Below are 14,107 nucleotides of genomic sequence, written 5' to 3' on the forward strand. Positions count from 1 at the left end.
CCCGCTGCGCTGGAGCTGAACATGCTGAATTACCTGGACTTCGATTTCAGCGAAGACGCGCAAGGCTACGGCAGCTTCGAGGCCATGGCATCCACCCAGCCTGCGCAGGTGGCCGCCGTGCGCCAGGAGATGGCCCAGGTGCTGGACTGGGCTTTTACGGCCTTCCCCGGCCTGCGTGCCCCGTTGGACGAGGGTGGTGAGTGGGATTTTCATGTGCACGGTCAGCAGGAGTGGGCCGCTTCCGAAGCGCTGGACTACGACGAGCAGACCCGCCAGTTCAGCGCCCGGCTGGCGCCTGCCGGGCCACCGCGTTGCACGGTGACCCTGTCGTTGACCGGCAGCGCGCAGTTTTGCGATGCCTTTCGGCAGCGCTTTCTACCCGACTGATCAGGCCGCCAGGCGGCCCAGGCGCTTGCAAATTTCCAGCGTGGCTGCGCTCTGGTTCATGGCGTAGAAGTGCAGGCTGGGGGCGCCACCGGCCACCAGGCGTTCGCACAGCTCGGTCACCACATCCAGGCCAAAGGACTTGATGCTGGCGGTATCGTCGCCAAAGCCCTGCAGACGCAGGCGTATCCAGCGCGGGATCTCCGCACCGCAGGCATCGCTGAAGCGCATCAGCTGGTTGGAGCTGGAGATCGGCATGATGCCGGGCACCACAGGCACCGTCACACCCAGCTTGCGCGCGTCTTCCAGCAGGCGGAAGTAGGCGTCGGCGTTGTAGAAATACTGCGTTATGGCCGAGTTGGCGCCCGCATGCACCTTGATGGCGAAGGCGTTCAGGTCGGCGTCGGCCGACTTGGCTTGCGGGTGGATTTCGGGGTAGCAGGCCACCTCGATCTGGAAGGCGTCGCCGGTCTCGGCGCGGATGAAGGCCACCAGGTCGCTGGCGTACTGGAATTCACCGCCCGCACCGTAGCCGCTGGGCAGGTCGCCGCGCAAGGCCACCAGACGTTTCACGCCCATGGCCTGCAGCGTGGCCAACTGGGCCCGCACGGTGGCTTTGGTCGCGCCCACGCAGGAGAAATGGCTGGCCGCCGGCACGCCTTCGGCCAGGATCTCGGCCACGGTGGCAAACGTGCCCTCCTGGGTCGAGCCGCCAGCGCCAAAGGTGACCGAGCAGAACTCGGGTTTCAGCGCGTACAGCGCCTGGCGCACGATGCGCAGCTTGGCCGCGCCTTCGTCCGTCTTGGGCGGGAAGAATTCGAGACTGATAGGGAAATTGGATGCGAGGCTCATGGGGCTCTCTTTGCAAAAATGAAGAATTCACGGTTGCCATCGCCACCGGCGACGGCGCTGTCAAACCAGTCCAGTACTTCCAGGTCGAGCTCGGCGCAGCAATCGCGCAGGCGCGCTTCCACCACGGCGTACATGGATTCGTCGCGCACGATGCCACCCTTGCCGACCTGGCCGGGCTGCAGCTCGAACTGCGGCTTGACCAGCATCAGCAAATGGCTGTCGGGCTTGAGTAGCGGCACCAGGGCCGGCAGTATCAGCGTCAGCGAGATGAAGGACACATCGCCCGTGACCAGGTCGAATTCGGGCTCGGTATCCAGCCCGTCCAGGCCGGCCTTGCGGCGGTGCTTGGTGGGCGCCGCAACTTCGGGTTCGGCGTCCAGGGCGCGGGCATTCACCTTGCCGGTCGCCTGTGCCATATGGGCTTCCACCTCGGCGTCGTCGGCATCGTCGCTGTCGTCGTAGTCGGTGACTTCGCCGTTGCCGTTCATCCAGCTGTAGGGCGAGACGGGCTCGGGGTCGGTCACGGCCGCAGGTTCCCAATGCTCGGACAAGACATGCTCGCAAGCGTCCTGCAGGGACTCGGGCGTGAGCGAGCGGGCGTTCAGCCCCTCCACACACAGCACCCGCTTGTCCTCGCGCAGCTTCTGGTGCAGCTGGCCATGGCCTACGTCCACCCCGGTGACTTGCGCCGCGCCGGCTTGCAGCAGGCAGTCGGTAAAGCCGCCGGTGGACTGGCCCACGTCGAACACTTTCAGGCCGCTGGCGTCCAGGCCGACATGCTTCAGCGCGGCTTCGAGCTTGAGCCCGCCGCGCGAGACATAGCGTGCCTCTGCAGCGTCCAGCAGTTCCAGCTGGGCGTCTTCTGGGATGTCGTCCTTGTTCTTGGCGACATCACGCCATTTGATGCCGTCAAACCAGCGCATGCCTCCGGCGATCAGGCGCACGGCCTGCGAGCGGGATGCGGCCATGCCGCGTTCTACGAGTAATTGGTCAGCGCGCATGGGGCTCCGTAAGGGTGTAAGAACTCCCCCGGGGAGCGGGGGAGCGGACGCTTTAGTAGCGGTAGGTTTCGGCTTTGTACGGGCCGTTCTTGCTGACGCCGATATAGGCGGCCTGCTCGTCGGTCAGTTCGGTCAGCATGGCGCCGACCTTCTTCAGGTGCAGGCGGGCGACCTTCTCGTCCAGGTGCTTGGGCAGTACGTACACCTTGCCGGGCTGGTAGGCGTCCTTCTTGGTGAACAGTTCGATCTGGGCGATGGTCTGATTCGCGAAGCTGGCCGACATCACGAAGCTGGGGTGGCCCGTGCCGCAGCCCAGGTTCACCAGGCGGCCCTTGGCCAGCAGGATGATCTTCTTGCCGTCAGGGAACTGGATGTGGTCCACCTGGGGTTTGATTTCTTCCCACTTGTACTGCTCCAGTGCGGCAACTTCGATTTCGTTGTCGAAGTGGCCGATGTTGCAGACGATGGCCTGGTCCTTCATCTTCAGCATGTGGGCGTGGGTGATGACGCTCTTGTTGCCGGTGGTGGTGACGAAGATGTCGGCGTGTTCGCAGGCGTAGTCCATGGTCACCACGCGGTAGCCTTCCATGGCGGCCTGCAGCGCGTTGATCGGGTCGATCTCGGTCACCCAGACCTGGGCCGACAGCGCGCGCAGCGCCTGGGCTGAGCCCTTGCCCACGTCGCCGTAGCCGGCCACGCAAGCCACCTTGCCAGCGATCATCACGTCGGTGGCGCGCTTGATGCCGTCCACCAGGGATTCGCGGCAGCCGTAGAGATTGTCAAACTTGCTCTTGGTCACCGAGTCGTTCACGTTGATGGCGCGGAACAGCAGCGTGCCCTTGGCCGACATTTCGTTCAGGCGGTGCACGCCGGTGGTGGTTTCTTCGGTCACGCCGATGATCTCGGCCGACTTGCGGGTGTACCAGGTGGGGTCCACGGCCAGCTTGGCCTTGATGGCGGCGAACAGCAGGGTTTCTTCTTCGCTGGTGGGGTTGCCGACCACGCTGATGTCCTTCTCGGCGCGTTGGCCTAGGTGCATCAGCAGCGTGGCGTCGCCGCCGTCGTCCAGAATCATGTTCGGGCCTTCACCGGGCGTGCCCTTGGCGCCGAAGTCGAAGATGCTGTGGGTGTAGTCCCAGTAGTCTTTCAGCGACTCGCCCTTGATGGCGAAGACCGGCGTGCCGGCGGCGGCAATCGCAGCAGCGGCGTGGTCTTGGGTCGAGAAGATGTTGCACGAAGCCCAACGCACGGTGGCGCCCAGGGCTTGCAGGGTTTCGATCAGCACGGCGGTCTGGATCGTCATGTGCAGCGAGCCGGTGATGCGCGCGCCCTTCAGCGGCTGGGCTGCGGCGAACTCTTCGCGGATGGCCATCAGGCCGGGCATTTCGGTCTCAGCAATGCGGATTTCGCGCTGGCCCCAGGCGGCCAGGCTCAGGTCGGCAATGGCTTGGTCGACGGTAGAAATTGGTTTGAGAACTGCGTTCATGGTGGGCTCCAAAACAGGTTGGTACATGTTGGTAGGGCCACTGCGCAGACGCTGAACCGGGACTCACCCGAATTTCAGCCTAGCAGGCAGTGGGTGAGCGCGGTTATCACTAAATGGATGGATTCCGAGCCTCACACCGGAGCCTGGGGTGGCCAGGCCGGGGGTTGCAGCGCTCCTCGGAATTCGGCCATTATAAGGAGAAGCCGCTGCGCCACGCATGAAAGTCGTGTAACCGAACGCGTACGGCCTTTATTTCTTCCGCTTGCTGGTGCGCGCCGACCGCGCCTGCGGAGTGCTGAGACGCTGGCTTTCCTGGTCCAGCCACAGCAGGGTTTCGGCATGTGACAAAAATCTGCGCAGGTACTCGGGCGACAACTCGCGCATCGTGGCAAGTGAGCGCAGCACCAGCATGTGGGAATTCAAGGGCCCCGCGTTTTCCGGGCCCCGTTTGAGCGACTGCTCCACCTGGTCCACAACCGCAAACTTGGACCAGACTTCCCGGAAACCTTGCACACTCTTCAGCTCGGGCCGGCCGCCCCAGCCAGTGGGCGGCCCGCTCACCTCGGTATGGGGCTGCGTGGCGGTGCGGATGTAGGCGTTCAGCGCAGCTAGCGGAGAGGTGGGCGGGGGAGAGGATTCGGACCCGCTTGCCAGTGGCCGACGCCCGCCACGTTCGGTATAGGCCGTCAGCCCTGCTTGCAGCTTGCCCTCCACGATGCGCCGCACGGGTTCGGGTGCAGACTCCACACGGTTTTGCAGGGCTTCCAGGTAGCGAAAGCGCACGGGGTCCCAGTGCTGCGCACCTGCGCTGCGCAAGGACGCCAACGCCGCCGCTGCATCGAAAGCCTCTGGCGGCATCATGGTGCCGGCGGCTTCTCGGCTGTTGAGCGGGGCACTGGCGCCATTTCCACCCGGCGGTTTTGTGCACGGCCCTTGTCGTCGTCGTTGGATGCCACGGGTTGCTCGGCACCAAACGCGGCCGCAAATACCCGCGATGAGGGCATGCCGGATTCGATCAGGGCACGTGACACCGTGAGCGCACGTTGGGCCGACAGCTCCAGGTTGTCGGTGAAATGCTGGTTGCGGTCGATGATGGGCTGGTTGTCGGTAAAGCCGCTGACCATCAGCATGTCGTCCCGGGCGCCCAGGTAGACCTGCAGCGGTGGCACCAGGCTCTTCAATAATTGCCGCCCTTCGGGGCGTAACTGGTCCGAGTTCACCGGGAACAGCACGTTGCCGCTGATGCCGATGCGGCCGTTGTTCAAGGTCACGCGGCCTGTGGCCAAGGGCACGGCCAGGGCCTTTTCCAGGGCCATGCGGCGCTGCTCTTCGCTCTGGCGCTTGGCCACCTCGGCCTGCAGATTAGTCACCAGGTCCATCTGTACCACCAGCACACCAACCAGTACCAGCACAAAGGCGCCTAGCAGGCCCGACATCAGGTCGCCGAACACCGCCCAGACGGGCGCGGTCTGTTCTACGCCGCCATTTCCGTCGTCCCAGTCTTCCGCGCCGGTCATCCCGCAACCCCTTCCGCGCTGCGCAGGCGGCGCATGTCTTCCACCACCGTTTGCTGCGCGGCGATGCTGAGGTCAATCACCTCGCGCGCCTGGGCCACGTAGTAGGCCAGTTGTTCGTCGCTGCGTGTTGCCGACTGCTGGATGGCGCCCTCTACGCGCTGCAGGCTGTCCGCCAGTTTTTCATTCGATGTACTGAACAACTGCACACCGTGGCCAAAGGCTTCGCCCAGGCTGGCCAATTCCACGGCACTGCCGGTGACCTGCGCCGCCACCTGTGCGGTCTGGCTGGTGTGCGCCTCCACCGCTTGGGCAAACTGGCTGCCCGCAGAGTCCAACACGCTGGCAGCGGATGCCACCAGCGACTCGATGGCGGTGCGCTGGTCGCCCGCAGCCTGGTTCAGCGTCTGTAGCAGTGTGTCGAGTTGCGCCACCAACTGGGTGCGTTCTGCAAACGCCTGGTTGTCGCGTTCGCTGAATCCGGCCATTTGTTTGCGCAGCTGGGCAATTACTTCCGCTGCGGCTTTTGGCGCCTCGGCTGCGGTGGACATCAGCCGGGCCATGGGCTCTTCCAGGGCCGTGCCCAAGGTCGCCAAATGGGTCACCACGGCGGTCTGCAATTGCGCCAGCCGGTCCACTGCGGCTTGGCCACGGGTGGATTCTTCGGCGCGCAATGCTGCCAGCTCGGTGCGCCAAAGGCTGGCCAACTGGTCCAGGCGCTCGCCCTGCTGCTGCGTCCAGCGGCCTTCTGCCTCGGTATGGCTGGCCAGCAAAGCTTCAGACCGGTCCACCAGATCAGCCACCTGTGCCAGGGTTGTTTCGGCGCGTTGGCTGGTGTGTGCCACCATTTCGTTTGCGGTCTTCTCCAGTGTTTGGCATACCGCCTGTTGCTGGGCCAGCGCCTGCTCGCCCATGGCGCGCCATTCGCCCTGCAGCGTGTGGGTGGTGGACTGCAATGCCTGCGTCCAGCCCTGCAGGTGCAGCTGATCGGCCGCCGTTTGCTCCTCGCGGGACTGGGCTGCGGCCGCCTGCACCGAAGCCAGTAGCGTACTGGAGCGTTGTTCGAATGTATCGGCAAAGCCTTGCAGCGCGGCGTGCGAGAGCTTGGCCAATTGCGCCAGGCGCTCGCTCTGGTCCTGTGTCCAGCGAGCCTCTGCGGCGGTGTGTGCGGCCAACAAAGCTTCAGACCGTGCTACCAAATCGGCCACCTGCGTCAGGGTCGTTTCGGCGCGTTGGCTGGTGTGCTCCACCATTGCGCCAGCGGTCTTCTCCAGCGTTTGGCACACAGCTTGTTGCTGGGCCAGGGCCTGTTCGCCCATGGCGCGCCATTCGCCCTGCAGCGTATGGATGGTGGACTGCAATGCCTGCGTCCAGCCTTGTAGGTGCAGTTGGTCTGCGGCCGCTTGTGCGTCCCGGGACTGGGCTGCAGCCGCTTGTACCGAAGCCAGCAGCGTGCTGGAACGCAGCTCAAACGTATCGGCAAAGCCTTGCAGCGCCGCGTCAAATCGTGCCGCCTGGGCCTCGCTGCTGCGCACATGGTTGTGTTGCGCGGTGGACCAGCCATCGGCGGTGCGCACGGCCGCGGCGTCCCAGCTCTGGGCCAGGCCATTCAGCTGGCTTTGCGTGGCGTCAAAGACGCGTTGGTGCAGCCGCGTGGATTCCTGTGCCATCTCGGCCATCGCCGCCTGGACCACGGGTTGGATGTTGTCGCCTGCCGCGCGTGCCGCAGCGGCCAGGCTGGCCTGCAGCGATGCGCTGACGGAGCTGGCCAATTCGCCATAGGCCCCCGACACCTCGCGGTGAAACTGCGCCTGCTGCCCTTGCAACTGCTCGCTCAGCTGCTGGCTGCGGCGCTCCATGCCGTCCATCATGGCCTGCAGGCGCGCGGCTACCTCGGGCAGCGCATGGGCCTGCATTTGCACGGCCTTGAAGGCGTCATGGCGCTGTTGCGCCATGGAGAAGGGTCGTAAGGTGGTGGCAATGCGTGCATCCAGCAGGCGCACCACGTCCAGCCGCTCGCGCCGGGCCATGGCCGACAGCAGCCCCAAGACCGCCGACGCCGCCACCCCGGCGACCGAGGTGCCGAACGACAGGCCCAGGCCCTTGATGGGCGCCGCCAGGGCGGAGCGGATGGCATGCAGATCGGTGGAGCCCTCCAACGCAAACACCGCGCCCTTGAAGGTGACCACCATGCCCAGGAAGGTGCCCAGCATGCCCAGCATCACCAGTAAGCCCACCAGGTACGGCGTCAACGCCAGGCCGGGCAGGGCGCCGCGTTCGCCCTCGACACGCATGCGCACGGGGTTGCGCAGCAGGGCTGGCACACGCTCCAGCCAGGTGGGCAAGTCAGCGGGCGGCTGCGCCAGCTCGGCCAGCGCGGTTGCCAGCGATGCCGTGTCGGCCCTGAAGCGTCGCAGCTCCAGCGCCCCCAGCAGGTACACCCCGGCGATCATCGCGGTCACGGCCAGCGCCAGCGCGCTCGTGCCCACAAATCCATAGCCTACCCAGGTCACGCCCAGCAGACCGATGGCGAAGACGGTGGCGAAAACAAACCTATTCATACTGCGTTCTCAACTTTTTCAATATTCCTGCGCGGCACCGCAGAGGGCGCACGCTCAAGCGCGGTTTCCCGCTGGAATGCCTCTACCAGGCCCATGACAGGCTCCAGCCGCAGGTCCAGCTCGGCCAACATGACGGCCTGCTGTTCCTTGTCAAACCGGTCCAGCCATCCGCCGGGTTGGCGCCACAGGGTGGGCGCCAACCCGGCGGATGGCTGCGACGGGTCCGTGCGCAATTGTTCAAACCGGTGCTTCAGCAGCGTTGGGATGGTGGCCAGCAACTTCTGCTCGCGCACTGCCAGCATTTGCTCCCACACGGCGTCCAGAGCCGCCAGCTGCCGCAAGGTGGGCGACACAGCGGCAATCGCCTCGCGCACATTCACACGCAAGGGCGGCAGCATCAAATCCATCTGGCGCTGCAGGTCCTGGTGGCGCTGGCGAAATACCGCGTAGTCGGCCACCGCTTCTTCGGGCGCGGCTGGCACCGGCAGGGACAAGGGTTCGGGATTGCGGCCCCGCCGCCGGCTGGCGCCCGCATCGGCCACTGCCACCGGCTTGGTGGTGATGGCGTGGACCAGGACCTGGCGTACCTGCTGCATCTGTGCGGCGACATCCACGCTGCGGCCTACCTGGACGGACTTGCCAGCGGGCTGGGCGGCCGCACGCGTGGTCTGGATGGCTTGCAGCGCGCCGCGCAGCGTCACCGCGTCGAATACGCCCAGCAGCACGCTCAGCTGCTCGGCAGAATCCACGCTGGCGCCCGCCTTGCCGACGGAGGCCGGGTCACCAAGCAGGCGAACAAGTTTGGAACTGCTGAAGTTCGTGCGCAAAAAAGATTCCTTTGCACCCAGGAGGTAGCGGCAATGGGGCTCAATGTGGCTGTATGGGGGCACCTGCCCATTCCCATAGCGATGGGCCAGTGGGCGTGGGCACGGCGGACTCGCCGCAGCCCCATGGTGAAAACACCTTGCGCGTAGCGCTTGTAGCCCGGGCATGCATTCGGTAGCAGCGTGCTGTTTCTGAATGGCCTTGGCTGGGCGCGGATTGTACCGGGTGCACTTTGAGCGCTTCCCCGGTCGGGTATGTGCTGGCAGCTCCACCGCGCGAGCTGAGCAGAAAAATATTAAAGAAAATGCACTCTGGCGCAGGTAATACCTGCGCAGGCAGCTATTTTTTTAGTAGCGAACCAGAATTCACCTAGAACGGGCTTAGATGGATGCCATCGACATGGCGTCGTCGTCATGCCGGCGGCGATTGCTGTCGGTCTCGTTGAAGATGATCTCGTGCACTAGGCGGATGCTGGCCTGGACGATGGCTTGGGCGTTGACCTCGAAATGCGCACGCAGTGCGGCACGCGAGTCGCTGCGGCCAAAGCCGTCTGTGCCCAGCGTCACATACCGGCGGCCCTCGGGCACAAAGGCGCGCACCATCTCTGGCAGGGCCCGCACATAGTCGGTGGCGGCGATGATGGGGCCGCTGCTGGCCGCCAGCTTGCGGCCAAACCAGCTGTCCACCATGGGCTTGGTGCCCTGGCGCCAGAGCCGCTCCTGGGCCTGGCCTTCGCGGGCCAGCTCGATGTAGCTGGTGACGCTCCACACATCGGCCGCCACGCCGTGCTCGCGCTCCAGCAGCTCGGCGGCCTTCAGCACTTCGCCCATGATGGCGCCGCTGCCGAACAACTGCACCCTGCGCGGCAGAGGCTTGCCCTGGCGCAGCAGGTACATGCCGCGCAGCACATCGGCATGCGCTTGGGCGGGCAGGCTGGGATTTTCGACGTTTTCGTTCGTCACAGTGACGTAATAGAACTCGTCCACCTGGGCTTCCAGCATCTGGCGCGCGCCGTGGTCGATGATGACGGCCAGCTCGCCCGCAAAAGCCGGGTCGTAGGCGCGGCAGTTGGGGATGGAGGACGCCACCAGATGGCTGCTGCCGTCCTGGTGTTGCAGGCCCTCGCCGCCCAGCGTGGTACGGCCCGAGGTGGCGCCAACCAGAAAGCCGCGGGCCCGCTGGTCCGCAGCGGCCCAGATCAGGTCGCCCACGCGCTGGAAGCCGAACATGCTGTAGTAAATGAAGAACGGTAGCATGGCCAGCCCATGCGTGGAGTAGCTGGTGGCGGCTGCAGTCCAGGAAGACAGGGCGCCCGCCTCGCTGATGCCCTCTTCCAGAATCTGGCCCGACACCTCTTCCTTGTAGAACAGCATGGACTCCGCGTCCTCAGGCTGGTAGAGCTGGCCAAAGGGTGCGTAGATGCCGACCTGGCGAAACAGATTGGCCATGCCGAAGGTGCGCGCCTCGTCGGCCACGATGGGCACAACGCGCGGACCCAGCACAGAGTCCTTCAGCAGCGCACCCAGCTGGCGCACAAAGGCCATGGTGGTGCTCATGGCCTTGCCGTCGGCATGCAGGGCAAAGGCGGCGGTGCTCTCCAGCGCGGGAACGGCCACAGGCGGCGCGGTTCTTTCGCGCTGTGGCAGGTAGCCGCCCAGGGCCTGGCGCCTGGCCTGTAGGTAGCGCATCTCGGGGCTGTCGGCTGCCGGTTTGAAGAACGCGGCCTGGGTGACTTCGGCGTCCGTCAGCGGCAGCTGGAAGCGTTCGCGAAACGCCATTAGGTCGTCGCGGTCCAGCTTCTTCTGCTGGTGCGTGGTCATGCGCCCCTGGCCCACGGAGCCCATGCCATAGCCCTTCATGGTTTTTGCCAACACCACGGTGGGCTGGCCTTGGTGTTGTGCGGCCTTGGCGAAGGCGGCGTGGATCTTCACCGGGTCGTGGCCGCCACGGCGCAGTTGGTCAATCTGCGCGTCGGTCAGGTGGGCTACCAGCGCCTGCAGCGCCGGTGTTTTGTTGAAGAAGGTGCGGCGGTTGAAGGCGCCGTCGTTGGCACTGAGGGTCTGGAATTCGCCGTCTACCGTCTGCGCAAAAGCCTGGGTGATGGCATGGCCGTGGTCATGGGCCAGCAGCGCATCCCATTCCGAGCCCCAGAGGCACTTCACCACGTTCCAGCCCGCGCCGGCAAACAGGGATTCCAGCTCGTCCACGATGCGGCCATTGCCGCGCACCGGCCCGTCCAGGCGCTGCAGATTGCAGTTGATGACGAAGACGCAGTTGTCCAGCTTCTCGCGGGCGGCCAGGGTCAGCGCGGCGATGGATTCGGGTTCGTCCATCTCTCCATCGCCAAAAAAGCCCCAGACCTTGCGGCCAGCGGTTTCCAGCAAATTGCGGTGCGCCAAATAGCGCATGAAGCGCGCCTGGTAGATGGCGTTGATCGGCCCTATGCCCATGGAGCCGGTTGGGAACTGCCAGAAGTCCGGCATCAGGTAGGGGTGGGGGTAGGAGCTCAGGCCCTGCAGGCCTTGGCCCTCGGCCACCAGCTCTTGCCGGTAGTGCTGCAGCGCGCTCTCGGGCAAGCGCCCCTCCAGGTAGGCGCGCGCATACACGCCTGGCGCCGAGTGCGGCTGGAAGTACACCAGGTCGCCGCCATGGCTGGGCGTGCGCGCATGGAAGAAATGCTGAAAGCCCACCTCGAACAGATCGGCGGCCGATGCATAGCTGGCGATATGGCCGCCCAGCTCGCCATGGGCTGTGTTGGCACGCACCACCATGGCCAGGGCATTCCAGCGCAGGATGGCAGACAGGCGGCGCTCCAGGGCCAGGTCGCCCGGGTACGGCGGCTGTTCGTCCACGCCTATGGTGTTCAGATAGGGCGTGACGGGCTCGGGGCGCCAGGCCAGCTTGCGGCTGCGCGCGTGGGCCAGCAGGGCGTCGAGCAGCTCCACCGCCCGTGCCCGCCCGGCCTGCGGGCCCCAGGCCTGAAGCAGGCTGTCCAGCGCGTCGCACCACTCACGCAGTTCTTCGGGATCGTTCGCGTCCTGCTGTTCCATGCTGCGCACCTTGTGGTTTTAGCCGTTGCGGAACAAGAAGCTGTAGGCGTTCAAGGCCGGTACGCCGCCGAGGTGGGCGTACAGCACTTTGGAGCCTTCGGGGAATTCGCCCTTGCGCACCATGTCGATCATGCCGTGCATGGATTTGCCCTCGTACACCGGGTCGGTCAGCATGCCTTCCTGGCGTGCGCACAGGCGGATGGCTTCGAGCGTACCGGCGCTGGGCAGGCCGTATTCAGGGCCGCCGTAGCGGGTGTCCAGCACCACATCCTTGCTTTCGATGGGGCGCCCCAGGTCCACGATTTCGGCGGTGTGGCGCGCGATGCGCAGGATTTGCGCATGGGTTTTTTCAGGCTTGGCCGAGGCGTCGATGCCAATCACTTTGTCGGCCCGGCCATCGGCGGCAAAGCCCACGACCATGCCGGCCTGGGTGCTGCCCGTTACCGAGCAGACCACGATGTAGTCGAACTTGAAGCCGAGTTCGGCTTCTTGCTGGCGCACTTCTTCGGCAAAGCCCACAAAGCCCAGGCCGCCCAGTGGATGCTCGGAGCAACCTGCCGGAATCGGAAACGGCTTGCCGCCGGCCTTGCGCACGTCGTCCATGGCCTGCTCCCAGCTGGGGCGAATGCCAATGTCGAAGCCAGCGGCGTCCAGCCGCACGTCGGCGCCCATGATGCGCGACATCTCGATGTTGCCCACCCGGTCGTACACCGCGTCGGAATAGTTCACCCAGTTTTCCTGCACCAGCACGCATTTCATGCCCAGGTGGGCGGCCACGGCGGCGACCTGGCGGGTTTGGTTGGACTGGATGCCGCCGATGGACACCAGGGTGTCATAGCCGCCCGCGATGGCCTCGGGGATCAGGTATTCCAGCTTGCGGGTCTTGTTGCCACCGAAGGCCAGGCCGCTGTTGCAGTCCTCGCGCTTGGCGTACAGATCCACCTTGCCGCCCAGGTGTGCGCTCAGCCGCTTCAGCGGGGTGATGGGCGAGGGGCCAAAGGTCAGGGCGTGGCGCGGGAATTTCTGCAGGTTCATGGTGGTGGCTCGCAAAGTTAAAGACGGTGGACGCGCAACGCGGGTGCCTTGCAACGCATAGCCAAATTCTAGGGAGCACCCTGCTTAACAGGGTTGCAAACATTCTTCCTTATTTATCTTTAAAACCTTGATTCTTTGATATGGTTGTATTTTTATGTCTTGATAAGAAATATGTGCGCAACAAAAGTAAAAACCAAGACGGCATCCGCCGACAACGCTGACCACGCCATAGACCGTACCGACAAAGCCATATTGCGCGCCCTGCAGCGCGATGCGTCCATGACCAACGTGGCGCTGGCCGCCAAGGTGAATCTGAGCCCGCCGGCCTGCCTGCGGCGGGTGGATAGGCTGAAGCAGCTGGGTTTTATTTCGGGCATCGTCGCGCTGCTGAACCCCAAGGCGCTGGACGCCAGCATGCTGGTGCTGATAGGCGTGGTGCTGGACCGGTCCACGCCGGAGTCATTCGCCTTGTTCGAGAAGGCGGCAGCCAAGGTGTCGGGCTGCATGGAGTGCCATGTGGTGACGGGCGAGTTTGACTATTTCATGCTGCTGCGCACGCGCGACAACGACAGCTTCAACAACCTGCACGCCACGCAGCTGCTGCACCTGCCGGGCGTGCGGCAGATTCGTTCGTTCATGGTGCTCAAGCAGGTGCTGTCGACCACCCAGTTCCCCATCTAGGGGCTGATTTACCAGCCGGTGTAGGGCCGCCCGTCGTGGTGCAGATAGCGCCCACGGTCGGCCGGCGTCACCGCCGCCAGGGTGCGGCGCATGGCGGCCACGCTGGCCTCTACCGTCAGGCTGGCGCCGGGGCCGCCCATATCGGTTTGCACCCAGCCCGGGCACAGCGCCAGCAGGGTGGCGCGCGGATAGTCGTGCTGGGCGGCGGCCACCGCCATGTTCAGTGCGGCCTTGCTGACGCGGTAGGTCCAGCTGGCGCTGGAGGCCACGCTGCTGATCTGTCCCATGCCGCTGGTGATGAAGGCGAATACGCCTCCCCCTTCCTCCACCAAGGGCGCTACCTGGGGAATGGCCTGCATGGCGCCCAGCACATTGGTGTGCATCACGCGGTCAAAGTCCTGCTGGGTGGGTGGCAAGGTGGCGCCACCTTGTGAAAACAGGCCCGCAACGTACAGGGCTAGATGGATTTTTTCGCCGTCCAGCTGCCAGGCCAGGCCGCTGATGCTGGTCGGGTCGGCCACGTCCAGGCGCAAAGCCTCGGCCCCCACGGCCTTGAGGCGGGCCAGGCCGGCTGCGTCTCGGGCGGTGGCGATGACGCGCTCGCCGGCTTCGGCGTACTGGCGCGCAAACTCCAGGCCTATGCCGCGCGACGCGCCCAGGATGAGTATGTTGGCCATGCACAATCTCCTATATGGAAAATCCTATGCTATCGCACATA

At 65.0% G+C, this 14,107-nt stretch carries 12 protein-coding genes and 1 riboswitch; of the genes, 2 read left to right on the forward strand and 10 right to left on the reverse strand.

Annotated elements, in window-relative coordinates:
• Positions 1-21 precede the first annotated feature (21 nt).
• The gene (locus AC07R0_RS03285) at positions 22-387 is read left to right on the forward strand and encodes a hypothetical protein (RefSeq protein WP_495103784.1); all 366 of its coding nucleotides are present in this window, start codon (positions 22-24) and stop codon (positions 385-387) included.
• Here AC07R0_RS03285 and metF read toward each other — a convergent pair whose 3' ends face one another.
• The 9 genes from metF to AC07R0_RS03330 all read right to left on the reverse strand — a co-directional run bounded on the left by metF (position 388) and on the right by AC07R0_RS03330 (position 12,708).
• Complete coding sequence (metF, locus tag AC07R0_RS03290; protein WP_495073935.1) at positions 388-1,236, reverse strand: methylenetetrahydrofolate reductase [NAD(P)H]; 849 nt, start codon at positions 1,234-1,236, stop codon at positions 388-390.
• On the reverse strand, positions 1,233-2,237 hold the full coding sequence (locus AC07R0_RS03295) for a TlyA family RNA methyltransferase (RefSeq protein WP_495103785.1): 1,005 nt from the start codon (positions 2,235-2,237) through the stop codon (positions 1,233-1,235). Before AC07R0_RS03295 ends, metF begins: the two co-directional genes overlap by 4 nt.
• 52 nt (positions 2,238-2,289) lie before the next feature.
• Entirely contained in the window at positions 2,290-3,723 is a 1,434-nt protein-coding gene (gene ahcY / locus AC07R0_RS03300) for an adenosylhomocysteinase (RefSeq protein WP_495103786.1), read from the reverse strand.
• Positions 3,724-3,811: 88 nt separating this feature from the next.
• Positions 3,812-3,907, reverse strand: a riboswitch (S-adenosyl-L-homocysteine riboswitch).
• Positions 3,908-3,972: 65 nt separating this feature from the next.
• Positions 3,973-4,584 carry a DUF2894 domain-containing protein gene (locus AC07R0_RS03305; RefSeq protein WP_495103787.1) on the reverse strand — a complete coding sequence of 204 codons (612 nt, stop codon included), beginning with the start codon at positions 4,582-4,584 and terminating at the stop codon, positions 3,973-3,975.
• Positions 4,581-5,240 carry an OmpA family protein gene (locus AC07R0_RS03310; RefSeq protein WP_495103788.1) on the reverse strand — a complete coding sequence of 220 codons (660 nt, stop codon included), beginning with the start codon at positions 5,238-5,240 and terminating at the stop codon, positions 4,581-4,583. The genes AC07R0_RS03305 and AC07R0_RS03310 overlap by 4 nt, the downstream gene beginning before the upstream one ends.
• Positions 5,237-7,798 carry a DUF802 domain-containing protein gene (locus AC07R0_RS03315; protein ID WP_495103789.1) on the reverse strand — a complete coding sequence of 854 codons (2,562 nt, stop codon included), beginning with the start codon at positions 7,796-7,798 and terminating at the stop codon, positions 5,237-5,239. Before AC07R0_RS03315 ends, AC07R0_RS03310 begins: the two co-directional genes overlap by 4 nt.
• Positions 7,795-8,625 (reverse strand): DUF3348 family protein, encoded by an 831-nt coding sequence (locus AC07R0_RS03320; protein WP_495103790.1) that lies wholly within the window; start codon positions 8,623-8,625, stop codon positions 7,795-7,797. Before AC07R0_RS03320 ends, AC07R0_RS03315 begins: the two co-directional genes overlap by 4 nt.
• 378 nt (positions 8,626-9,003) lie before the next feature.
• Positions 9,004-11,673 (reverse strand): alpha-ketoglutarate dehydrogenase, encoded by a 2,670-nt coding sequence (mdeB, locus tag AC07R0_RS03325; protein WP_495103791.1) that lies wholly within the window; start codon positions 11,671-11,673, stop codon positions 9,004-9,006.
• Positions 11,674-11,691: 18 nt separating this feature from the next.
• A complete protein-coding gene (locus tag AC07R0_RS03330) occupies positions 11,692-12,708 on the reverse strand; it encodes a 1-aminocyclopropane-1-carboxylate deaminase (RefSeq protein ID WP_495103792.1) in 1,017 nt (338 codons plus the stop codon).
• Between the two features lie 171 nt (positions 12,709-12,879).
• Here AC07R0_RS03330 and AC07R0_RS03335 point away from each other — a divergent pair, with 171 nt between their 5' ends.
• Complete coding sequence (locus AC07R0_RS03335) at positions 12,880-13,389, forward strand: Lrp/AsnC family transcriptional regulator (protein WP_495103793.1); 510 nt, start codon at positions 12,880-12,882, stop codon at positions 13,387-13,389.
• A gap of 8 nt (positions 13,390-13,397) precedes the next feature.
• Here AC07R0_RS03335 and AC07R0_RS03340 read toward each other — a convergent pair whose 3' ends face one another.
• Positions 13,398-14,066 carry an SDR family oxidoreductase gene (locus tag AC07R0_RS03340; RefSeq protein ID WP_495103794.1) on the reverse strand — a complete coding sequence of 223 codons (669 nt, stop codon included), beginning with the start codon at positions 14,064-14,066 and terminating at the stop codon, positions 13,398-13,400.
• Positions 14,067-14,107 lie beyond the last annotated feature (41 nt).

The sequence above is a fragment of the Rhodoferax sp. GW821-FHT07F03 genome (assembly GCF_059418745.1).